Here is a 22,105-nt window from a genome sequence, read left to right on the forward strand (position 1 = left end):
GCCGAAGGCTGGGGGAGAGTCCATGCGGAGCATCGGCGACCGACGAGAAGCCGGCGAGGTGCGTGCCCCGGCGGCGCGACGCTGCCCCCCGACCGCCGGCCGGTCCTAGCCCATGTGGGGGTAGCGGTAGTCGGTCGGCGGGACGAAGGTCTCCTTGACCGAGCGGGTCGAGGTCCACCGCATGAGGTTCTGCTTGGCACCGGCCTTGTCGTTGGTGCCGGAGGCGCGGCCGCCGCCGAAGGGCTGCTGGCCGACGACGGCGCCGGTGGGCTTGTCGTTGATGTAGAAGTTGCCCGCCGCGTGACGGAGCTTCAGCATCGCGGCCTGGATGGCCTCGCGGTCCTGGGCGATCACGGCGCCGGTCAGGCCGTAGGAGGAGACCGACTCCATCTGGGTCAGCATCTCCTCGTACTTCTCGTCCTCGTAGACGTGCACGGCCAGGATCGGGCCGAAGTACTCGTCCTTGAAGTACTCGGAGGCCGGGTCCTCGCAGACCAGGACGGTCGGGCGGACGAAGTAGCCGACCGAGTCGTCGTAGGTGCCGCCGGCCAGGACCTCGACCTTCGGGTCGGCCTGGGCGCGGTCGATCGCGGCCTTGTTCTTGGCGAACGAGCGGGCGTCGATGACGGCCGACATGAAGTTCGACAGGTCGGTGACGTCGCCCATGGTCAGGCCGTCGACCTCGTCGCGGAACTCGTCCTTGAGCTCGGCCCAGATCGAGGCCGGGACGTAGGCGCGGGAGAGCGCCGAACACTTCTGGCCCTGGAACTCGAAGGCGCCGCGGGTCATCGCGGTCTTCAGCACGGCCTTGTCGGCGGACGGGTGGGCGACCAGGAAGTCCTTGCCGCCGGTCTCGCCGACGATCCGCGGGTAGGTGCGGTAGTTGGCGATGTTGGTGCCGACCTCGCGCCACAGGTGCTGGAAGGTGGCGGTGGAGCCGGTGAAGTGGATGCCGGCCAGCTCGGGGTGGTTGAGCGCGACCTCGGAGACGGCCAGGCCGTCGCCGGTGACCATGTTGATGACGCCCTTGGGCAGGCCGGCCGCCTCCAGCAGGCGCATCAGCAGGTGCGCGGAGAACTGCTGGGTGGGGGACGGCTTCCAGATCACCACGTTGCCCATCAGGGCGGGGGCGGTCGGGAGGTTGAGGGCGATCGCGGTGAAGTTGAAGGGGGTGATCGCGTAGACGAAGCCCTCCAGCGCGCGGTGGTCGCTGCGGTTCCAGACGCCGTCCGAGGAGATCGGCTGCTCGGCGATGATCTGGCGGGCGAAGTGCACGTTGAAGCGCAGGAAGTCGACCAGCTCGCAGGGGGTGTCGATCTCGGCCTGCTGCGCGGTCTTGGACTGGCCGAGCATGGTGGCGGCGGCCAGGGTCTCGCGCCAGGGGCCGGCCAGCAGGTCGGCGGCCTTGAGGAAGATCGCGGCGCGGGAGTCGAAGGAGAGCGCCTGCCAGGCGGGGGCCGCGGCCAGGGCGGCGTCGATCGCGTCGCGCGCGTCGTCCTGGGTGGCGTTGCGCAGGGTGCCGAGGCGGGCCGCGTGGTTGTGCGGCTGGACGACGTGGATCTCCTCGCCGCCACCCATCCGCTGCTCGCCGGCGATGGTCATGGTGAGCTGGATCGGCTCCTGGCCGCCCAGCTCCTTCAGCTTGGCCTCCAGCCGGGCCCGCTCGGGGGTGCCGGGGGCGTAGCTGTGGACCGGCTCGTTCACCGGCGCGGGGACCTGGGTCACAGCATCCATGAGCGCGCGATCTCCTTCTCGTCATGGGGGAAGGCCGGGCGGGGGTCACACGCCGGCCATGAAGAAACGCTAAGCCGCCGGGACCACCGCTTTGCTTGGCCTGGCAGCCAAAGTCGGCCCCTCACCCTTGTACGGGTGAACGAAGCCGCCCGACCGGGCTAACCGACCGGCACTTGGGAGAGTGCCCCGCAGGGGCGCGAGGAACTGCGCGCAGGGGAACGGCAGCACGTGCAACTGGCTCGCGTGCCCCGATCTAGCTCTGGGCCGCCTTCCGAACTCGCGCAGTTCCTCGCGCCCCCGGCATCACCACTCACGCCAGCCCACCGTGAGCTCACCGCCACAGGACGGCGATCACGCCGAGCACCAGGAAGATCAGGCCGTGCACCGTGAGCACGGTGCGCAGCACGTAGGTGGTGTCCACCTTCTCGGCGGTCGCGGTCTCGGTCAGCACCGCCACACCGCCTGACGGAACCTCAGTCCCCGCGGGCCCGGACGGGCCGGGGGCGTTCTCGGCCAGCTGGGCGGCCAGCACCACGCGGGCCACCGCGCCGCCGGAGGCCAGTGCGGCGCTGACGTTCTGCACCGCGACCAGCTGGGCGGCCGGGTAGTGGAGCAGCTGGGCGGTGGCCGCCTGGCTGGAGGCGAACATCGCGTTGGCCCCGGTGTTGGAGCCCGCCAGGAAGCCGCCGACGGCGCCGATCCAGGGGGCCAGCAGCAGGTAGCCGGAGCCCAGCGCGGCCCCGGCGTCGGCCAGCGCCCGGCTCATCCCGCTGGCCGCCAGCAGGGTGCCCAGGGCCAGGAAGACCACGGTGGTCAGGGTGACCTGCCACCAGCGTCCGAAGGTGGCCGAGGTGGCCGGGGGCAGCACCGCGCCGTCGGTGCCGAGCAGCCCGGGGGTGAGCGCCGCGGTCAGCAGCAGCCAGCCGGCCGGGCCGGCCAGCACCGCCCACCAGCCCTCCTCGATCCCGGCCAGGCCGAGCGCGAGCCGGCTCACCAGCAGGCCGGCGACCAGGAAGGCGTACGGGAGCAGCGCCCGGCCGAGCGGGGTGCGGGCCGCGGCGACCGCGGCGGAGCCGCCCAGCCGGGAGACCAGCAGCAGCACCACGACGGTGGTGATGCCGCCGAGCACGCCGGCCAGCGGCATGCCGATGAAGTAGTCCACCGCCCAGACGGTCAGCCAGAGGGTGCCGGCCGCGAGCACCAGCTCGCCGGCCGCGGCCAGCGCCCGGCGCGGGCCGAAGGAGACCACCAGGGCGGCGGCCCCGGCGATCAGGAAGACCGGGGCGGAGAGCAGCGCGGAGTTGATGCCCAGCTCCTGGAAGCCGACCCCGCCGAGTTCGGCGGCGACCAGGCTGCCGGGGGCCAGCGAGCCCCAGGGCACGGTGACCAGGCCGAGCAGGCCGACCACGGCGGCCTTCGGTGCGGACAGGCCCAGCTGGCGCAGCAGCGGGATCGCCACCACCACGCCGATGCCGAAGCCGGTCAGCGACTCGGCGAACGGGGTCACGCCCAGCTGGACCAGCAGCACCGCGCGGGCGGCGGTGCCGGCCGAGCCGCCGATCCAGTCGCCCAGGCGCTTCTGGGTGCCGGTGCGGCTCATCAGCTCGCTGAGCAGGATGCCGCCGAACAGGATGGCGGCCAGCTCCACGATGGTGGGGAGCATGTGCAGCTCAGCCCGGAACAGCTCGCCGGCCGGGTGGCGGAAGGAGGTGAGGGTGACCACCACCGCCGTGGCCAGGGCGGCCAGTGCGGCGTACAGGGCTCGCACCCGGGCGGCCAGCAGCCCTAAGGTGACCAGGATCGGCAGGGTCGCCAGCGCGGCGTTCATCGCGGTCCTCCAGGGACGTTTCGGCGTGGTGGTGGCGCTCGGCGGTCACGGCCACCCCGGGCCGAGAATAGGAACGGCTCGCATCGCCGACGCACGATCGCCCCGAAGCCCGGACAGTCCGGCCGGGACTAGGTCAGGTTGGGGCACTGTGACGGGCCGTCAGGCCGAGCGGTCCTTACCGCGCCGGGCACGAGGATGGGAGACGAGGATGGCCGCCGCCGGGCTGCCGCTGCGCCAGCTGCTGATGTCGCTGGGCGAACCGCTGGTCGAGCTCCAGGCGGCCCCGGCCGGGCTGGACGTGCCGGTGCGGGACGTGGCGATCCTCGACCCGGAGGACCCGGCCACCGCCTCGGCCGGGGAGCTGGTGCTGGCGATCGGGGCCCGCGGCCGGGCGGCGCTGCCGGCCCTGCGGGCGGCCGGACGGGCCGGGGCGGCGGCGGTGGCGGTGAAGCTGGACGCGCCGGGGCAGGCGGACGCGCTGCGCGAGGCGGCCACCGAGGCCGGGGTGGCGCTGCTGAGCGTGCGGCGGGAGACCCGCTGGGAGCACCTGGACTCGCTGGCCCGGGCGATCATCGCCGGGCCGGACGCCCCGGAGACCCCGGAGCACAACGCCGGGGACCTGTTCTCGCTGGCGCAGACCGTCGCGGTGCTGACTAACGGCATCGTCTCGATCGAGGACACCTCCAGCCGGGTGCTGGCCTACTCGCGCTCCTCGGACAGCGACGAGGTGGACGACCTGCGGCGGCTCTCCATCCTGGGCTGGCAGGGCCCGGAGCCGTACCTGTCCAAGCTCCGCGAGTGGGGCATCTTCCAGCACCTGCGCTCCTCCGACACGGTGATCGGCATCGACCCGCACCCGGAGCTGGGCATCCGGCGCCGGCTGGCGATCGGCATCCGGGCCGGGGCGCAGCCGCTGGGCACCATCTGGGTGCAGGAGGGCGCGCAGCCGCTGGCCCCGCTGGCGGACCAGGCGCTGGTCGGTGCGGCCCGGGTGGCGGCGGCCCAACTGGTGCGCCGCAGGCGGGAGTTGTCCGCCGACGTCCGGCTGACCAGGACCCTGCTGACCGGCCTGCTGGAGGGCTCCACCGGCCCGCAGACGCTGGCCACCCACCTCGGCCTGGACCTGCGGCGGCCCGCCACCGTGCTGGCCTACGCGGCCGGTTCGCCCTCCGAGGGCTCCGACCTGGAGCTCACCCGGGCCGAGGTGACCGGCCTGATCTCGGTGCACACCGCCGCCCGGCACCGCTCGGCGCTGCTCGCCCCGATCGACTCCCGGGTCTACGTGCTGCTGCCCGAACTCCCGGCCGGGCTGCCGATGTCCACCGTCCGGGCCTGGGCCCAGGAGGTGGTGGAGGCGGCCAGGGAGCACCTGGGCGTGCCGCTGCGGGCCGCGGTCGGCGCCACCGTGGACGGGCTGGCGGCGGTCCCCGAGTCCCGGGCGCAGGCGGACCGGATCCTGGACGCGATGGGCCGCGGCGGGGTGGCGCTGGAGGTGGCCGCGCTGATCGACGTGCAGGCCGAGGTGCTGGTGAGCGAGGTGCTGGCGCTGCTCCAGGAGCGCGGCGGGCTGCGGGACCCGCGGCTGACCGCGCTGACCGCGTACGACCGGCGGCACGGCACCCGGCTGGCCGAGTCGGTGCTGGCCTGGCTGGACGCGCTGGGCGAGGTGCGGGTGGCCGCCGACGCGCTGCACATCCACCCCAACACCCTGCGGTACCGGGTGCGCCGGGCCGAGCAGCTCACCGGGATCGACCTGGCCCAGCCGCAGCAGCGGCTGCTGGCGATGCTGCAACTGCGGCTGCCCGCCGACGAGGTCTGACACCTCGTCGGCGGGCAGCCGGTACGGCTCTCGCGGATCAGTCGTTGTAGCCGTGGCCGCCGCGGTGGCGCAGACGCCACCACGGGCCGGTGATGGCGACCAGGATGCCGGGCGACTGGATGTTGGCGAACAGGGTCTCGCCGTCCTCGGAGAAGTTCACGCCGGTGAACTCGCTGAACTCCGGCGCCTCGGCGGTGCCGATGTTCAGGTCGTTGCGGGCGATCGGGTAGGTCTTGCCGTCCTCGGTGGTGCCGAAGAGGTGCGAGACGCCCTCGCCGTCCTCGGCGATCACCAGGCCGCCGTACGGCGAGACGGTGATGTTGTCCGGGCCGTCGTAGTTGCCGTGGTCGCCCATGACGTCGGTGTTGACGCCCAGCAGCAGCTTGAGGGTGATGGTGCGGCGCTTCGGGTCGTAGAACCAGACCTGGCCGTCGTGCGCGGCGCCCGGGCTCTCGGTGCGGGCGTAGCTGGAGACGAAGTAGAAGCCGCTGTCCCCCCACCACATGCCCTCCAGCTTGCGGGCCCGGGTGACCTCACCGGCCGCGAACTGCTTGCGGACCGAGGTGGTCTTCGCGTCGCGGTCCTTGACCGTGACCCAGTCCACGCCGTAGACGGTGCCGACCTTGGTGGCGCGGGACAGGTCGTCGACGAAGCCGCCCTTGGAGTCGAAGACCTTGAAGGCCTCCAGCACGCCGGCGTCGGCGGCCAGGGTGCGCAGCTTGCCCTTGCCGTGCTTGAAGCCGGCCGGCGGGGTCCAGCGGAAGAGCAGGCCGTTCGGGTTGGAGGCGTCCTCGGTCAGGTAGAGGTGGCCGCGCTTCTGGTCCACCACGACCGCCTCGTGGGCGTACCGGCCCAGCGCCTTGATCGGCTGCGGGTCGCGGTTGGCCGCCTGGTCGTACGGGTCGACCTCGAAGATGTAGCCGTGGTCCTTGGTGAAGCCGTTCTTGCCGGCCTTGTCCTCGGTCTCCTCGCCGGACAGCCAGGTGCCCCACGGGGTCGCGCCACCGGCGCAGTTGGTGGCGGTGCCGGCGATGCCGACCCACTCGCGGACCTGCTTGCCGCCGTTCTTCACCTCGACGACGGTGCAGCCGCCGGCCGCGCCCGGGTCGTAGACGTGGCCCTCCAGCAGCGGCACCGGGTGCGGCCAGTTGGCGCGGGCGCCGCCCAGTTCGTGGTTGACCACCAGCAGGGTGGCGCCGTGCCGGCCCTCGAAGGAGGCGGTGCCGTCGTGGTTGCTCGGGGTGAACTCGCCGGTGACCAGCTTGGTCTCGCCGGTGCGGGTGATGACGCGGTACTTGAACCCGCGCGGCAGCGCCAGGATCCCCTTCGGGTCGGCGATCAGCTCGCCGTAGCCGACGGCGCGGCGGGCCGCGGCCGGGGCGGTCTCCGCCTCGGCGACGCCCTCGCCGCCGACCGGGGCCGCGATGGCTCCGGGCGCGGTGGCCAGCACCTCGGCGCTGCCGGCGATGAGGACACCGGCACCGATGGCGGTCGAACGGTTGACGAAGTCCCGGCGGGACAGCGACATGTTCACTCCTGTGAGTGTGGGAGGGCGCGACGCCCAGCAGACTCGGCTCCCCCGGTGAACCGGAGGTGAACCCGACGCCTCGTCAGAGTGGTGATTTGCCTACCGTATTCGAACAAACGGAAGCGTGACCACCCGTTCACTCACCGTCCGACCCGCTCGATCCGCCACTGCTCCCAGGCCGTCAGCCAGGCCTCCTCGGCGGCCGGCGCCGCTCCCCGGACCCGCGGGGCACCGCCCAACCAGAGCCGCTCCCAGGCCCGTTGGGCCGGAAGGCTGGGCACCTCGCTGGCGAACACGGTGTACCGGACGACCTCCTCCACCGCGGCCGAGCCCTCCGGGGTACCGACCGCCCAGTCGGTGTTCTGGGCCAGCCGGGTGAGGTGGTTGACCATCGCGGTGACGGCGTCCCCGGCCTCCTCCCTGGTCTCCGAGGCCAGCCGCATCTGCTGCCGCACGGCCGCCTCCCAGCGCACCGCCCCGGCCTCCCCGCGCAGCCGCCGGGGCAGCCGCGGCGCCGTCCGGGCCCGGGCCTGCGCCGCCAGCGCCACCGCCTCCTGCACCGCGTGCTCGATCACCGCCCGGTGCGCCTCCAGCCCGGCCACCGGCGGGAGCTCCCGCTCCTCCAGCACGGCCAGCCGCTCCTGACGCAGCGCCAGCCGGCGCAGCAGGTCGGTGCGGCCCAGCACGTACCGCTCGAAGTCCTCGATCCGGCGCAGCTCCACCCCGCCCGGCGGCACCCCGCGGCCGGTCACCTGGACGGTCACGCCGTCCACCCGCAGACGCCCGGCCCAGACCGGCGGGGCGGGCGGCTCGGCGTCCGGGCGGCGGTCCTCGTGGATCTGCAGCGCCCTGGGCTCGCCCTCGACGGTGATCCACTCGCGCAGCGCGCGGACGGCGCCGGGCCCGTCGCCCTCGTCGACCTCCAACTGCTCGTAGACCCGGTCGCGCTCGTCCTCGACCAGGTCCTCCAGCTCGGGCAGCGAGCGGTGCTCCGCGCCGGGGCGGTAGGTGCGGACGGTCACGTACGGGCCCTCGACCGAACTCCAGTCCCCGGAGCGCACCTCGACCCAGCCGAGCCGGCCGTTGCTGACCTCGTACTCGGCGAGCACGTCACCGTCCCCGGCCGGCCCGCCCTCCTCGGCCGGCCCGCCGTCGGGCCCCTCCCGGTGCAGGCCGTGGGCGTGCTCGGAGCGGTCCACGCCGTAGACCGGGAAGTCGGCGTCCGCGAGCACCCGCCGGCTGTGCTCCTCGTGGTCGGCGTAGAAGTCCTCGGGCTCCTGGGGCCTGGTCGCGTCCTGCCTCTTCATCCTCTGCCGCACCCCCGCGTGCTCGCCTCGCCGTCGCTCGCCGCCGACCCCGCCCCAGGGGAGGCGAGGTCAGAACCCGCCCCACCTTACGGGCCCCGGACCTGCCGGGCCATCAGCTTCCCCCGTACGGTTGGCAGCTCGCGGCTCCGGCCCCGTACGCCCGGAAATGTCAGTAGCCTTGCCTACCCTGGGCGGCATGACCGCAGCCACGCCGTTCCCCGCCCGGATCAGCATCGTCACGCTCGGAGTGAGCGACCTCGCCGCCTCCGAGGCCTTCTACCAGGCCCTCGGCTGGCAGCGCTCCGGCGCCTCCAACGACTCCATCGTCTGGTTCCGCACCGCCGACTCGGCACTCGGCCTCTTCCCCTCCGAGGAGCTGGCCGCCGACGCGGGCGTCCCCGCCACCGGCGAGCCCTCCTTCCGCGGCGTCACCCTGGCGGTCAACCTGGAGTCCCGCGAGCAGGTGGACGCCGCCATGACGCACGCCGTCGAGGCCGCCGGCGCCACCGTGGTCAAGCCCCCGACCGCCACCGAGTGGGGCGGCTACTCCGGCTACTTCGAGGACCCGGACGGCCACCTCTGGGAGCTGGCCCACAACCCCTTCTTCCCCTTCACCGAGGCCGGCCAGCTCGACCTCCCCTGAGCGTGCGGGCCCGCCCCGCGGCGGGCACCACTCCCGGAGGAGACCGCCGCGCCGCTCGGGAGGGCACCGGACCATGGACGCCAACCACTACCGCCTGACCTCGGCCTGGGCCCTGCCCGCCGCCCCGGCCCGGGTCTACGCGGCACTCCGGGACGTCGAGCACTACCCCGACTGGTGGCCGCAGATCCGCACCGTCCGCCGCCTCGACGACCACACCGGCGAACTCCTGATCCGCTCCGTCCTCCCCTACTCCCTGCTCCTGACGGCCCGTGAGCAGCTCCAGGACGAGGCCGCCGGCCTGCTGGCCGCCGAGCTCACCGGCGACCTGGTCGGCTGGTCCCGCTGGACGGTCCGCCCCGACGGCCCCGGCACCCGCGCGGTCTTCGAGGAGGAGGTCCGCCCCGCCAAACCCCTGATGCGCCGTCTGGCCCCCGTCGCCCGCCCCCTCTTCCTGGCCAACCACGCCGCCATGATGCGCGCCGGCCACCGCGGCCTGCTGCGCCACCTGACGGCCTGACACCTCCGGCGGGAGGAGGGGCGAGCAGCCGGGGCCGCCCCTCCCCGACCGACCCGGTGTCAGCCCTTCTGCTGGGAGCGGGCCTTGAAGGCCGCCTTGCGGGCCTCCTTGGCCACCGTGCGGTCGAGGTGGAGCTCGCCGATGGCCTCCAGGACGTCGGCCGTGTACGGGTGGTCGATCCGCCAGAGCTCGCCGAAGAAGCTCGCCGGGTTGGCGGTCACCGGCAGCTCGGCGACCAGCCGCCGCAGCACCTCCGCCTCGCCCTCGCTGGTGAGCAGCTGCGCGGCGAAGCCGTCCACCGTGGTCCAGAGCACCATCGAGCGCTCCGGCGCCACCACCTGCTCGCCCTGCGCCTGCAGCCAGGCCCGGGCGGCGCCGCCCAGCTCCGGGTCGTCCTGCACCTCGGCCGCCGCCGGGCGGGCCGGCTCCCCGATCATCTCCAGCGTCTGCACCACCAGCAGCCGCCGCACCGGCGAGAACGCGTCCGCGCCCCGCGCCGCCGCCAGCAGCTCCCGCGCGGCCGCCGCCGGGTCCTTGCCCGCCAGCCAGATCAGCAGCTCCCGCTCGGGCAGCACGTTGGCGGTCTCGGTGACGGCGCGCAGCACCGTCTCGGCGTCGCCCTGGGCCAGCTCGCCGACCAGCGGGGCGTCGTAGCCCTCCTCCAGCAGCCACTGCCGCACGCCGTACTGGCCCAGCGGGGTCAGCCGGACCAGGCCGAAGCGGGCCGACTCCTCCTCGCTGAGCTCCTCGTCGCCGGCCGCCGGGGAGTCCTCCTCCTCGAACAGCTCGGGGTCGATCGGCCGGTGCTCCAGCAGACCGAGCTCGGCCAGGTCGGCCAGCATCGGGTCGAGGGTGACCATCAGATCGGTGATGTCGCCGAGCAGTTCCTCGTCCGGCTCCTCGCCCTCGGGCACCACCAGCAGCGCGGCCAGCACCCCGAGCGGCACCGTCTCCTCGCCGGGCTCGGCGAAGGCGGTGGTCTCGTAGAGCACCTGGAGCGCCTCGTCCAGCAGCTCGGCCGCCGCCTTGCGGGACTCCTCGACCGCCGAGAGCCGGTCCTCGTCGTCGTCGTCCGCGCCGCCGTCCTCGTCCTCCAGGTCCAGCGAGTCGGCCTCGGCGGCCAGCTCGCGGACGATCCCGGCGGCGGTCAGCCAGAGTTCGAGGACGGTCTCCTCGTCGCCCTGCTCGGCGGCCTCCAGGTCGGGGCCGGGGATGGCCACGTGGGCGCCGGCCTCGGTGGTGCCGATCTCCACCAGGTCCAGGTCGCAGGCGAGCGACCAGGCCCGGACGGCCTCCACCTCGGCCTCCTCGCCCTCGCCGAGCCCGATCAGCCGGGCGGCGGGCGCCCGGTCGGCCGCCGGGAGGTCGCCGAACTCGTCCACCGGCCGGTGCGGGGCGGCCCAGCGGGCCAGCTTCAGCGCCTGGCCGATCAGCGGCACCGCGAGCGCCGCGTCGGCCAGCTCCCGGTCCGAGGGCAGTTCGACCGGCGGCACCAGCACCGCGGCGTCGTCCTCGTCCGGGCGGCCGTGCGCGGCGAACGCCCCGTAGAGGTCGGCCAGGTCGTAGTCGGCGGGCAGCAGGCTCTCGGCGGCCGGGCTGTCCGACGGGTTGTCAGGGGTGCTGCGTCGTCCGGCCATCGTGCTGCGCTCTCCCGGTGTGGCGGTGGTCACTGCCGACCGGATGGTGCCGGTCCGTCAACTCAGCGTAGCCGTCCGAGCCCCCGCCCGCCCGGGCCGCACGCCGAGCGCCACCGCTCCGACCTCGGCACTCGCCCCGGAGGGCCCGCACCTGACGCAGTCCGGACCAGGACTTGCAGAAGTGGCGCAGACGACACCCCGGAGGGCGATTTGCCACCCTTTCGAACACGTATCCTTCACCAGGCGCGCGGTACCACAACCCACGGACCGCACCCAGGGCAACGTCGCCCACCCCCCTCGTTTTCCCCGCCCCACCAGGGCTCCGCCGGCAGGCCACCACCCCAGGCCCGGGCCGCCCTCGGTGGTGCCCGGCCACAGGAGACCCCTGCCATGGCGGACCTCTCCCCCGCCGGCGCCGGACTGGGCACCGCCCAGTTCGAAGGACGCCGGCTCTCGGAGGCCCTGCTCCCCCTGGAGCTCGCACCACGCACGCAGCTCCAGCTCTCCGCGATCAGCCGCTGGAACGCGCTGCGCGGCGTCCGCGTCGGCCTGGTGGCCACGGCCCTGCTGCTCCTGCTGATCGGCGCCAACCTGGCCACCCCGATCTACCCGGTACTGCAGCGTCAGCTCGGCCTCACCGCGCTCGACACCACCATCCTCTTCACCGTCTACGTCTTCGCCCTGGTCCCCGTGCTGGCCGCCGTCGGCCACTGGTCCGACCACCTCGGACGCCGGGCGATGATCCTCCCCGCCGTGGCGCTGGCCGCCGCCGGCGACGCGCTCTTCGCCACCGCCGGCAGCTTCTGGCAGCTGGCCGCCGGCCGGGCCGTCCAGGGCGTCGCCGTCGCCCTGGCCACCGGCGCCGCCGGAGCCGCCCTCGGCGACCTGCTCCCCGACCACCAGACCCTGGCCGCCAAGCTCACCCTGGCCTGCTCGGCCGGCGGCGTCGCCATCGGCCCGGTGGTCGGCTCGCTGCTCTCCTCCGGCGAGCACCCACTGCTGACGCCCTTCCTGGTGCACGCGATCCTGCTGCTGGTGCTCTGCGTCCCGCTCGCCCTGGTCCACCCCCGGATGCCCGGCGGCCGCCGCCCGGCCGCCGCCCCGCCGCGCGTCACCACCCCGGCCCACCTGCGGCCGCGGCGGCTGCGGCTGCCGCGCACCGGGCGCCGCGAGTTCCTGCTCGCCGCCGGGGCCGGCTTCGCCTCCTACGCGGTCTTCGGCGTCTACCTCAGCCTGGCCCCCGCGTTCTCCGCCAAGCTGCTCGGCTCCAGCTCCTCGCTGATCGGCGCGGTGGTGGCCGCCCTGCTGCTCGGCTCCTCCGCGGTGGCCCAGCTGCTCATCCCGCCCACCACCGACCGGGTCGTCATCGCCGTCGGCATGGCCGGCCTGGCCCTCGGCCTCGGCCTGGTCGTCACCGCCGCCTGGACCGGCACCGCCGCGCTCCTCTTCCTCGGCAGCGTCCTCGGCGGCGCCTGCCAGGGCGTGGCCTTCCGCTCCCTCTTCACCACCGCCGTCGCCGCGATGGACCCCGAACGGAGGGGCTCCGAACTCTCCGCCCTCTGGGTCATCGTCTACCTCGGCTCCTCCCTCCCCATCGTCGGCGTGGGCGCCGCGGTCCAGGCCTACGGCCTCCTCCCCGCCGTCTCCGTCTTCGTCGGCCTGGTGGCGGTCGCCTGCCTCGGCCTCGCAGGAGCGGTCCTCAGCGGAAAGAGGTGATGCCTCCGGGGGCGCGGGGAACTGCGCGGGTCGGAAGGCGGCTCACCTGCAACTGACCCACCGTCAGCCAGTTGCAGGTGCTGCCTTTCCACAGCGCGCAGTTCCCCGCGCCCCCGGGGTAACCACCTTCCGCCCGGCGTGACCCCGTGTCGCTAGGGTGCCCTGTCGTGCGATCACTTCACGTCAAGGCAGCCGTCCTGCTGTCAGCCCTGTTCACCGCCCTGATACCCGGCCACGCCTCCGCTGCCGCCGCCGAGCCGCCGCTCAAGGTGGTCACCTACAACATCTGCGGCCAGTCCTCCTGCCAGTCCCCGCTGGCCCCCGCCGACTGGACCGCCGCCATGAAGGCGGCCCTCACCTCCTCCGACCCGGACGTCGTCAACCTCCAGGAGGTCTGCGCCGGCCAGGCGGACCTGCTCCGCGCCGCCCTCCCCGCGTACACGCTCTCGTACCTCAAGGGCCTCGACCTGAGCACCGGTCAGCGCGGCTGCCAGAAGTGGGGCGGCGTCACCACCTCCTTCGGGGCCGCCCTCCTGGTCAAGACCGTCCACCAGCCGGTCTTCCGCAGCCTGGTGATGAAGCCGCTCGACCCGGCCCGCGAGCCGCGCCCGCTGATCTGCGCCAACGCCACCGTCGGCACCCACCCCGTCCAGGCCTGCGACGTCCACCTGGACGGCGGCCTCGGCGGCCTGCGGGCCCAGGGCCTCCCGGTGGTGCTGGACCGCATCCAGGAGTGGGGCCAGGGCCGTCCGACCGTGCTCTCCGGCGACTTCAACGCCGACCCGACCGACCCGAACCTCGGGCTGCTCTACCAGGCGCAGGACGGCAACGGCACCTTCATCGAGGCCGACCAGCGGGACCGGCTGTACTTCCCGCCCGCCTGCCGCCACCTGGCGGACTGCCGCTCCGGCCGGACCACCACCTTCGACAGCGCCCCGAACACCGTGCCGATCGGCGACACCCGCAAGTTCGACTACGTCTTCGGCAGCGCCGCCGCCTTCACCTCCCCGAAGGCCTGGACCGACCCGGCCGGCGGCCTCTCCGACCACCTGCTCTACCGGGCCGAGCTGACCTGGGGTCAGGACACCACCGCCCCGTCGGCCCCGCTGGCCTTCAACTCCCCCGGCCTGATCGGCTCCGGCAACGACTGGGTCAACGCGGTGGACCGCACCGCCGGGGACTTCACCGGCGACGGTGCGCCCGACCTGGTGCTGCGCTACGCCACCGGCACCGTCGTGCTCCACCCCGGCGACGGCAAGGGCGGCTTCGGCGCCGCCCGCCAGCTGGCCTCCGGCTGGACCGGCGTCCGCTCCCTCACCGCCGGGTACTTCGACGAGGACGCCCTCGCCGACCTGTTGGTCCAGTACGACGACGGCACCGCCGCCATCACCGAGGGCCGGGCCGACGGCACCCTCTCCGCCCCGTACCCGCTGCCCGTCCCGGGCGGCCTGCTGAACGCGGTGGACCTGGCGTACGGGCACCTGCTCTCCCCCACCAGCCGCGACCTGCTGGTGCGCTGGGCGGACGACCACGTCAGCGCCCGGCCCGTCGTCAAGACCGGTGGCGCGTACACCGTCTCGGGGGCCGTCACCGTCCGCCCCGGCGGCGCCGACAAGCTGCCCGGCACGGCCGACCTGCTCGCCGGGGACTTCACCGGCAGCGGCTCCACCTCCCTGCTGATCCGCGACACCACCGGGGCGACGGCGCTCTACCCGGCCACCGGCCAGGGCCTGTACGCCACCAAGGTCCCGGTCTCCGACGGCCGCGGCTGGCAGGCGGTCGAGGACCTGGTCGCCGCCGACTTCACCAAGGACGGCAAGGACGACCTGGTGCTGCACTGGGCAAACCAGTACAGCTCCACCGCCCCCGGCAAGGGCCAGACCGAGTTCCTGCCCTCCACCGGCACCACCCCGGCCCTGTTCGGCGCCCCGGCCGTGCTCAAGTGGGCCTCCGTCAGCCCCTGGGGCAACGCCTCCGACGTGCTGACCGCCGACTTCGACGGCGACGGCAACGCCGACCTGCTGACCCGCCGCCCGCGCTCCCCGCTCCGGCTCAACCTGGGCGTGGGCACCGGCGGCTTCGGCGGCTCCCGCCCCGTCCTCGCGGCCGGCTCGCTCTCCGACCTCACCGAGCTCGGCCAGGGCAAGGTGTACGCCACCCAGTCACCGGTCAACCTCTACCGCTGGTCCGACGGCACCCTGCTGGTCGACCGCAAGCGCACCGCCGACCTGACCACCCCCGCCGCCGTGAAGGCCGCCACCAGCCTGCTGGTCCGCTCCTCCGACGACCACGGCCGGGTGGCCGCCTACGAGTACTCCTTCGACGGCGCCCCGCCCACCACCCTGGACGCCTTCCACAACACCCTCTCCGTCCCCCTGGACGGCCTCGGCACCGGCCCCCACCGCCTCACCGTGACCGCCCTCGACCCCAGCGGCAACCGCTCCGCCCCGACCGCCTTCGACTTCACCCGCTCCTGAGCCAACGCCGAAGGCCCGGCTCCCCCTGGAGGGGAGCCGGGCCTTCCTGACGTCGGGTCAGACGTTGAAGCCGAGCGCGCGGAGCTGGTCGCGGCCGTCGTCGGTGATCTTGTCCGGGCCCCACGGCGGCATCCAGACCCAGTTGATCCGGAGGTCCTTGACCAGGCCGTCGGTGGCGGTCTTGGCCTGGTCCTCGATCACGTCGGTGAGCGGGCAGGCGGCCGAGGTGAGGGTCATGTCGATGGTGGCGACGTCGCCCTCGTCGATGTGGATGCCGTAGATCAGGCCCAGGTTGACGACGTCGATGCCCAGCTCGGGGTCGACCACGTCCATCAGGGCCTCGGTGAGGTCCTCGACCGAGACCGTGCCGGCGGTGGTGCCGACGATCTGGACGGGGCCCTCGGCCGGGGTGCCGGCCTCGGTGTCGCTCATGGGTGATTCCTCATCACGTAGTTCAGTCGTTGACGACGGGGTGCTCGGAGAGCGCCTGGGCGGTGGCGTCCTTCCAGGCCATCCAGCTCAGCAGCGCGCACTTCACCCGGGCGGGGAACTTGGAGACCCCGGCGAACGCGACCGCGTCCTCCAGGACCTCCTCGTCGCCCTCGGCCTTGCCCTTGCTCTGCATCAGCTCCAGGAAGGCCTCCTGGATCGCCTGGGCCTCGCCGACCGTCTTGCCGACGACGAGCTCGTTCAGCACCGAGGCGCTGGCCTGGCTGATCGAACAGCCCTGCGAGTCGTAGGAGACGTCCGCGACCACCGGGCCGTCGAGCTTCACCCGGAGGGTGATCTCGTCGCCGCAGGTCGGGTTGACGTGGTGCACCTCGGCGTCGCCGTCGCGCAGACCCTTGCCGTGCGGGTTCTTGTAGTGCTCCAGGATGATCTCCTGGTACATCGAGTCCAGCTTCATGCCGCGCTCACCCCTCAGGCGAAGAAGTTGCGGACGTGGTGCAGACCGTCGACCAGCGCGTCGACCTCACCCGGAGTCGAGTAGAGGTAGAACGAGGCCCGGGTGGTGGCCGGCACGCCGAAGCGCAGGCAGACCGGCCGCGCGCAGTGGTGGCCGACCCGGACCGCGATGCCCTGCTCGTCGAGCACCTGGCCGACGTCGTGCGGGTGGATGTCGCCGAGCGTGAAGGAGATCGCGGCGGCCCGGTCCACGGCACTGCGCGGACCGATGATCCGCAGGTCCGGGACCTCCAGCAGGCGCTCGACCGCGTACTCGGTGATCGCGTGCTCGTGGGCGGCGATCTTCTCCATGCCGATGTTCGACAGGTAGTCGATGGCCGCACCGAGACCGACCGCCTGGGCGATCGGCGGGGTGCCGGCCTCGAACTTGTGCGGGGCCGGGGCGTAGGTCGAGGCGCCCATGGTGACGGTCTCGATCATCTCGCCGCCACCGAGGAACGGCGGGAGGTCCTCCAGCAGCTCCTGACGGCCCCACAGCACGCCGATGCCGGTCGGGCCGAGCATCTTGTGGCCGGTGAAGGCGACGAAGTCGGCCTCCAGCGCCTGGACGTCCAGCACCATGTGCGGGGCGGCCTGCGAGGCGTCGATCAGCACCAGGGCGCCGACCGCCTGGGCCTTGCGGACGATGGTCTCGACCGGGTTGACGGTGCCGAGCAGGTTGGAGACCAGCGTGAAGGAGACGATCTTCGTCTTCTCGGTGATCAGCTCGTCGATGTTGGAGAGGTCGAGACGGCCCTCGTCGGTGAGGCCGAACCACTTCAGCTTCGCGCCGGTGCGCTGCGAGAGCAGCTGCCACGGCACGATGTTGGAGTGGTGCTCCATCTCGGTGATGACGATCTCCGAGTCGGCGTCCACCTTGTACGGCTCGTCGGCCCAACCCAGCATGTTCGCAACGAGGTTGAGGGACTCCGAGGCGTTCTTGGTGAAGATCACCTCATCCCGGCTCGGCGCGTTGATGAACGCCGCGACCTTGTCGCGGGCACCCTCGTAGAGCGCCGTGGCCTCTTCGGCCAGCACGTGCACACCACGGTGCACGTTGGCGTTGTGCCGCTCGTAGTACGCGTTCAGCGCGTCCAGCACCTGGCGCGGCTTCTGCGAGGTGGCCGCGTTGTCCAGGTAGACCAGCTGCTTGTCGTCGTGCAGCAGCCGCTGGAGGACCGGGAAGTCCTTGCGGATCGCGTCAGTGTCCAGGAGCCCGGTCAGCGCCGAGCCGGGATGATGAATCGTCACTCGGAAGCGCCGCCCTTCACGTAAGACTCGTAGCCCTCGTTCTCCAGCTTGTCGGCCAGCTCCGCACCGCCGGACTCGACGATGCGGCCGCCCGCGAAGACGTGGACGTGGTCGGGCTTGATGTACCGCAGGATGCGGGTGTAGTGGGTGACCAGCAGGGTGCCGACCTCGCCGGTCGAGCGGACCCGGTTGATGCCCTCGGAGACGATCCGCAGCGCGTCGACGTCCAGGCCGGAGTCGGTCTCGTCGAGGATCGCGATCTTCGGCTTGAGCAGCTCCAGCTGGAGGATCTCGTGGCGCTTCTTCTCACCGCCGGAGAAGCCCTCGTTGACGTTGCGCTCGGCGAAGGCCGGGTCCATCTGGAGCGCGGCCATGGCCTCCTTGACCTCCTTCACCCAGGTGCGCAGCTTGGGGGCCTCGCCGCGGACGGCGGTGGCGGCGGTGCGCAGGAAGTTGGAGACCGAGACGCCGGGGACCTCGACCGGGTACTGCATGGCGAGGAAGACGCCGGCCCGGGCGCGCTCGTCGACCGACATCTCCAGCACGTCCTCGCCGTCCAGCAGGACGGAGCCGCCGGTGACGGTGTACTTGGGGTGGCCGGCCAGCGAGTAGGCCAGGGTGGACTTGCCGGAGCCGTTGGGGCCCATGATCGCGTGCGTCTCGCCCTGCTTGACCGTCAGGTCGACGCCCTTCAGGATCTCGCGGGGGCCGTTCTCGGCCTCGACGGAGACGTGCAGGTCACGGATTTCAAGCGTTGCCATGTGTACTCAGGACTCCTGGTTGACGGAGACGAGCACATCGTCCCCTTCGATCTTCACGGGATAGACGGCGACCGGCTTGGTGGCGGGCAGACCGTTGGGCTTGCCGGTGCGCAGGTCGAAGCTGGAGCCGTGCAGCCAGCACTCGATCATGCAGTCCTCGACCTCGCCCTCGGAGAGCGACACGTTCGCGTGCGAGCAGATGTCGTTGATCGCGAACACCTCGCCCTCGGTGCGGACGACGGCGACCGGCACGCCGTTCAGCTCGACGCGCTTGGGGGTGTCCTCGGCGAGGTCGTTCAGCGCGCAGGCACGGAGAAAGCTCATCAGACCGCCGCTTCCAGCTCGGCCTCGATCTTCTCCATCAGGTGGTCCTGGATCTCCGGGACGCCGATCTGCTGGACCAGCTCGGCGAAGAAGCCGCGGACCACCAGGCGCCGGGCCTCGTCGGCCGGGATGCCACGGGCCATCAGGTAGAAGAGCTGCTCGTCGTCGAAGCGGCCGGTGGCGGAGGCGTGGCCGGCGCCGACGATCTCGCCGGTCTCGATCTCCAGGTTCGGGATCGAGTCCACCCGGGCGCCGTCGGTGAGCACCAGGTTGCGGTTGTGCTCGTAGGTGTCGGTGCCCTCGGCGGCGGCGCGGATCAGCACGTCGCCGACCCAGACCGCGTGCGCGTCCTGGCCCTGGAGGGCGCCCTTGTAGACCACGTTGGACCGGCAGTGCGGGGTGTCGTGGTCGATCACCAGGCGGTGCTCCAGGTGCTGGCCGGCGTCCGCGAAGTACAGGCCGTACAGCTCGGCCTCGCCGCCGGGGGCGGCGTAGGTGACGCGCGGGTGCAGCCGGACCAGGTCGCCGCCGAAGGTCACCACGACCGACTTGAGCGAGGCGTCCCGGCCGACCAGGGCGGTGTGCTGCGCGGCGTGCACCGCGTCCCGCTCCCAGTCCTGGACGGAGACGAAGGTGAGCTTGGCGCCGTCGCCGAGCAGCAGCTCGACGTTGGCCGCCCGGACGCCGGTGCCGGTGTGGTTGATCACCACGACCGCCTCGGCGAAGGGCTTGACCTCGACCAGCACGTGCGCGAAGGCGGTGCCGCCCTCGCCGTGCACGTCGATCTTGACCGGCTCGGTGAGCACCGTCTCCTTGGGGACGGTGACGACCAGGGCCTGCTGGAAGGCGGAGAACGCCTGCGCGGCGACCCGGTCCACCGGCTTGCCGGCCTTGCCCAGGCGGGCGTCGTCGCGGCCGACGGTCTCGGCGGTGACGCCCTCGGGCAGGCTCAGCTCGATCTTGTCCTGGCCCTGCGCGCCCTCGGCGGCGGTGCCGTCGTGCAGACCGCCGAGGCGGTGCAGCGGGGTGAACCGCCAGTCCTCCTCGCGGCCGTGCGGCACCGGGAAGTCGTTGACGTCGTACGAGGGCTTGACCGCGACGCGGGCGTCGATCGGCTGCTTGACGGTGGCCCGGCCGGTGCCGGGGCCCGCCAGCTGGGCGCCGGCGCCGGCGGTGCCGACCTCGATCGAACCGGCGGTGGTGGAGCCGGAAGTGTTCTGCTCAGCCATGGCTGTTCGTGGTGCTCTCTTCCTCAATCTGTGGGCGGGTGACGGGGGCTGACGAAGGGTCAGCCGACCGAACCCTCCATCTGCAGCTCGATCAGCCGGTTGAGCTCCAGCGCGTACTCCATCGGCAGCTCGCGGGCGATCGGCTCCACGAAGCCGCGGACGATCATCGCCATCGCCTCGAACTCGGTCATGCCACGGCTCATCAGGTAGAACAGCTGGTCCTCGGAGACCTTGGAGACCGTCGCCTCGTGGCCCATGGACACGTCGTCCTCGCGGACGTCCACGTAGGGGTAGGTGTCCGAGCGGGAGATGGTGTCCACCAGCAGCGCGTCGCAGAGCACGTTGGACTTGGCGCCCTTGGAGCCCTCGCCGATCTCGATCAGACCGCGGTACGAGGTCCGGCCACCGCCGCGGGCCACCGACTTGGAGACGATGTTCGACGAGGTGTTCGGGGCCATGTGGACCATCTTGGCGCCGGCGTCCTGGTGCTGGCCCTCGCCCGCGAAGGCGATCGACAGGGTCTCGCCCTTGGCGTGCTCGCCCATCAGGTAGACGGCCGGGTACTTCATGGTGACCTTGGAGCCGATGTTGCCGTCGACCCACTCCATGGTGGCGCCCTCGTACGCGACGGCGCGCTTGGTCACCAGGTTGTAGACGTTGTTCGACCAGTTCTGGATGGTCGTGTAACGGCAGCGGCCGCCCTTCTTGACGATGATCTCGACCACGGCGCTGTGCAGCGAGTCCGAGGAGTAGATCGGGGCGGTGCAGCCCTCGACGTAGTGGACGTAGGCGTCCTCGTCGACGATGATCAGCGTCCGCTCGAACTGGCCCATGTTCTCGGTGTTGATCCGGAAGTAGGCCTGCAGCGGGATGTCCACGTGCACGCCCTTCGGCACGTAGATGAACGAGCCGCCGGACCACACCGCCGTGTTCAGCGCGGCGAACTTGTTGTCGCCGGCCGGGATCACGGTGCCGAAGTACTCCTTGAAGAGCTCCGGGTGCTCCTTGAGCGCGGTGTCGGTGTCCAGGAAGATGACGCCCTGCTCCTCCAGGTCCTCGCGGATCTGGTGGTAGACGACCTCGGACTCGTACTGCGCGGCGACACCGGCGACCAGGCGCTGCTTCTCCGCCTCCGGGATGCCGAGCTTGTCGTACGTCGCCTTGATGTCGGCGGGCAGGTCCTCCCAGGACTCGGCCTGCTTCTCGGTGGAGCGGACGAAGTACTTGATGTTGTCGAAGTCGATGCCGGTCAGGTCGGAGCCCCAGGTCGGCATGGGCTTCTTGCCGAAGAGCTTCAGGCCCTTCAGGCGGAGGTTGAGCATCCACTCCGACTCGGACTTCTTGGCCGAGATGTCGCGGACGACCTCCTCGCTGAGGCCGCGCTTGGCGGCGGCACCGGCGGCGTCCGGGTCGGACCAGCCGTACTCGTAGGTACCGAGGCCCTCGAGCTCCGGGTGCGAAACGGTGTCAGTCATGCGAGGTTCCTCCGCGCGGACGCAGGTACTGGTGGAGTGGACGTACCGGCAGTCGGCACGGCACCGGGCAGCTGGCGTGAAGCAGCCGACGGTGCGGCACCGGGTGCCGGCACATAGGTGGTGCAGACCCCGTCGCCGTGGGCGATGGTGGCCAGCCGTTGCACGTGGGTGCCCAGCAGCTGGGAGAAGACTTCCGTCTCCGCCTCGCAGAGCTGGGGGAACTGCTCGGCGATGTGCGCGACCGGGCAGTGGTGCTGGCAGAGCTGGGCGCCGGCCGGGGCCTTGGGGGTGGCCGCCGACGGCACTCGCCGCACCGTGGCAGCGTACCCGTCGGCGCTGAGCGCCCTCGCCAGGGCCTCGGCCCGCTGGTCGGAACCGGCCAGCTCCAGCTCGGCGCGGTAGCGCTCGCCCTGGCGGCCGAAGCGGGCCCGGGCGAAGGCGGCGACCGCCTCCTCGCCCGCCTTGCCGCCGCCCACCGACTCGGAGATCCAGCGCAGCGCGTCGGCCGCGAGCTGGTCGTAGGCCTGGTAGAAGGCCGAACGGCCGGCGTCGGTGAGGGCGAAGACCTTGGCCGGGCGGCCGCGGCCGCGGCTGCCGTAGACCCGCTGCTCGCGCGCGTCGACCAGCCCGGCGGCGGCGAGGCCGTCCAGGTGGCGGCGGACGGCGGCGGCGGTCAGGCCCAGGCGGCTGGCCAGGTCGGCGGCGGAGGACGGGCCGTGGTCCAGGATCGAACGGGCGACCCTGTCCCGGGTGGCCGGATGGCCGTCCGTCTCCGGGGACGCGGGCACGGCGCAGTCGGGGGCCGCGTGGGCCTCCGGCAGCTGGGTGTGCTCGCGCATGTTTTTCACAACACGATTGTTGCGTAATTCGTTCCGGCTGTTCAAGCCGTGATCCACACCTCACCGATGACATCT

18 protein-coding genes are annotated in these 22,105 nt (G+C 72.6%); 5 read left to right on the forward strand and 13 right to left on the reverse strand.

The annotated features are described in order from the left end of the window. Positions 1 to 105: 105 nt before the first annotated feature. Together pruA and ACIA8O_RS32070 are read right to left on the reverse strand one after the other, a co-directional pair. Complete coding sequence (pruA, locus tag ACIA8O_RS32065) at positions 106 to 1,734, reverse strand: L-glutamate gamma-semialdehyde dehydrogenase (RefSeq protein WP_396297514.1); 1,629 nt, start codon at positions 1,732 to 1,734, stop codon at positions 106 to 108. A gap of 331 nt (positions 1,735 to 2,065) precedes the next feature. Then, on the reverse strand, positions 2,066 to 3,562 hold the full coding sequence (locus ACIA8O_RS32070) for an L-lactate permease (protein WP_396297515.1): 1,497 nt from the start codon (positions 3,560 to 3,562) through the stop codon (positions 2,066 to 2,068). 208 nt (positions 3,563 to 3,770) lie between these two features. On the opposite strand from ACIA8O_RS32070, the gene ACIA8O_RS32075 reads away from it, so the two are divergent. Then, positions 3,771 to 5,381 carry a PucR family transcriptional regulator gene (locus tag ACIA8O_RS32075; protein ID WP_396297516.1) on the forward strand — a complete coding sequence of 537 codons (1,611 nt, stop codon included), beginning with the start codon at positions 3,771 to 3,773 and terminating at the stop codon, positions 5,379 to 5,381. A gap of 37 nt (positions 5,382 to 5,418) precedes the next feature. On the opposite strand, the gene ACIA8O_RS32080 is transcribed toward ACIA8O_RS32075, so the two are convergent. Next, positions 5,419 to 6,909 (reverse strand): alkaline phosphatase PhoX, encoded by a 1,491-nt coding sequence (locus ACIA8O_RS32080; RefSeq protein WP_396297517.1) that lies wholly within the window; start codon positions 6,907 to 6,909, stop codon positions 5,419 to 5,421. A gap of 140 nt (positions 6,910 to 7,049) precedes the next feature. Next, positions 7,050 to 8,216 (reverse strand): hypothetical protein, encoded by a 1,167-nt coding sequence (locus ACIA8O_RS32085; protein ID WP_396297518.1) that lies wholly within the window; start codon positions 8,214 to 8,216, stop codon positions 7,050 to 7,052. Positions 8,217 to 8,412: 196 nt separating this feature from the next. On the opposite strand from ACIA8O_RS32085, the gene ACIA8O_RS32090 reads away from it, so the two are divergent. Both ACIA8O_RS32090 and ACIA8O_RS32095 read left to right on the forward strand, forming a co-directional pair. Then, a complete protein-coding gene (locus ACIA8O_RS32090) occupies positions 8,413 to 8,859 on the forward strand; it encodes a VOC family protein (RefSeq protein WP_396297519.1) in 447 nt (148 codons plus the stop codon). Between the two features lie 73 nt (positions 8,860 to 8,932). After that, on the forward strand, positions 8,933 to 9,376 hold the full coding sequence (locus ACIA8O_RS32095) for an SRPBCC family protein (RefSeq protein WP_396297520.1): 444 nt from the start codon (positions 8,933 to 8,935) through the stop codon (positions 9,374 to 9,376). Positions 9,377 to 9,435: 59 nt separating this feature from the next. On the opposite strand, the gene ACIA8O_RS32100 is transcribed toward ACIA8O_RS32095, so the two are convergent. Continuing rightward, on the reverse strand, positions 9,436 to 11,046 hold the full coding sequence (locus ACIA8O_RS32100; RefSeq protein ID WP_396297521.1) for a hypothetical protein: 1,611 nt from the start codon (positions 11,044 to 11,046) through the stop codon (positions 9,436 to 9,438). A 357-nt stretch (positions 11,047 to 11,403) separates the two neighbouring features. Here ACIA8O_RS32100 and ACIA8O_RS32105 point away from each other — a divergent pair, with 357 nt between their 5' ends. Both ACIA8O_RS32105 and ACIA8O_RS32110 read left to right on the forward strand, forming a co-directional pair. Next, positions 11,404 to 12,729: an MFS transporter gene (locus ACIA8O_RS32105; RefSeq protein WP_396297522.1), complete on the forward strand. Its 1,326-nt coding sequence runs from the start codon at positions 11,404 to 11,406 to the stop codon at positions 12,727 to 12,729. 167 nt (positions 12,730 to 12,896) lie between these two features. Next, entirely contained in the window at positions 12,897 to 15,206 is a 2,310-nt protein-coding gene (locus ACIA8O_RS32110; RefSeq protein WP_396297523.1) for an FG-GAP-like repeat-containing protein, read from the forward strand. A gap of 57 nt (positions 15,207 to 15,263) precedes the next feature. On the opposite strand, the gene ACIA8O_RS32115 is transcribed toward ACIA8O_RS32110, so the two are convergent. The 8 genes from ACIA8O_RS32115 to ACIA8O_RS32150 are packed head-to-tail and all read right to left on the reverse strand — an operon-like array spanning position 15,264 to position 22,030. Then, positions 15,264 to 15,638: a metal-sulfur cluster assembly factor gene (locus ACIA8O_RS32115; protein WP_396297524.1), complete on the reverse strand. Its 375-nt coding sequence runs from the start codon at positions 15,636 to 15,638 to the stop codon at positions 15,264 to 15,266. 22 nt (positions 15,639 to 15,660) lie between these two features. Then, a complete protein-coding gene (gene sufU / locus ACIA8O_RS32120) occupies positions 15,661 to 16,113 on the reverse strand; it encodes a Fe-S cluster assembly sulfur transfer protein SufU (RefSeq protein ID WP_396297525.1) in 453 nt (150 codons plus the stop codon). Between the two features lie 14 nt (positions 16,114 to 16,127). After that, positions 16,128 to 17,396 (reverse strand): cysteine desulfurase, encoded by a 1,269-nt coding sequence (locus ACIA8O_RS32125; protein WP_396297666.1) that lies wholly within the window; start codon positions 17,394 to 17,396, stop codon positions 16,128 to 16,130. A 2-nt stretch (positions 17,397 to 17,398) separates the two neighbouring features. Continuing rightward, complete coding sequence (gene sufC, locus ACIA8O_RS32130; protein WP_396297526.1) at positions 17,399 to 18,163, reverse strand: Fe-S cluster assembly ATPase SufC; 765 nt, start codon at positions 18,161 to 18,163, stop codon at positions 17,399 to 17,401. A gap of 6 nt (positions 18,164 to 18,169) precedes the next feature. Next, a complete protein-coding gene (locus ACIA8O_RS32135; protein ID WP_396297527.1) occupies positions 18,170 to 18,487 on the reverse strand; it encodes a bifunctional 3-phenylpropionate/cinnamic acid dioxygenase ferredoxin subunit in 318 nt (105 codons plus the stop codon). Beyond that, positions 18,487 to 19,716, reverse strand: a complete 1,230-nt coding sequence (sufD, locus tag ACIA8O_RS32140; RefSeq protein ID WP_396297528.1) for a Fe-S cluster assembly protein SufD — start codon at positions 19,714 to 19,716, stop codon at positions 18,487 to 18,489. Before sufD ends, ACIA8O_RS32135 begins: the two co-directional genes overlap by 1 nt. Before the next feature lie 59 nt (positions 19,717 to 19,775). Next, entirely contained in the window at positions 19,776 to 21,191 is a 1,416-nt protein-coding gene (gene sufB, locus ACIA8O_RS32145) for a Fe-S cluster assembly protein SufB (protein ID WP_396297529.1), read from the reverse strand. Continuing rightward, entirely contained in the window at positions 21,188 to 22,030 is an 843-nt protein-coding gene (locus ACIA8O_RS32150; RefSeq protein ID WP_396297530.1) for a helix-turn-helix transcriptional regulator, read from the reverse strand. Before ACIA8O_RS32150 ends, sufB begins: the two co-directional genes overlap by 4 nt. Positions 22,031 to 22,105: the final 75 nt, after the last annotated feature.

The organism is Kitasatospora sp. NPDC051853, assembly GCF_044452665.1.
Taxonomy (GTDB): Bacteria; Actinomycetota; Actinomycetes; order Streptomycetales; family Streptomycetaceae; genus Kitasatospora.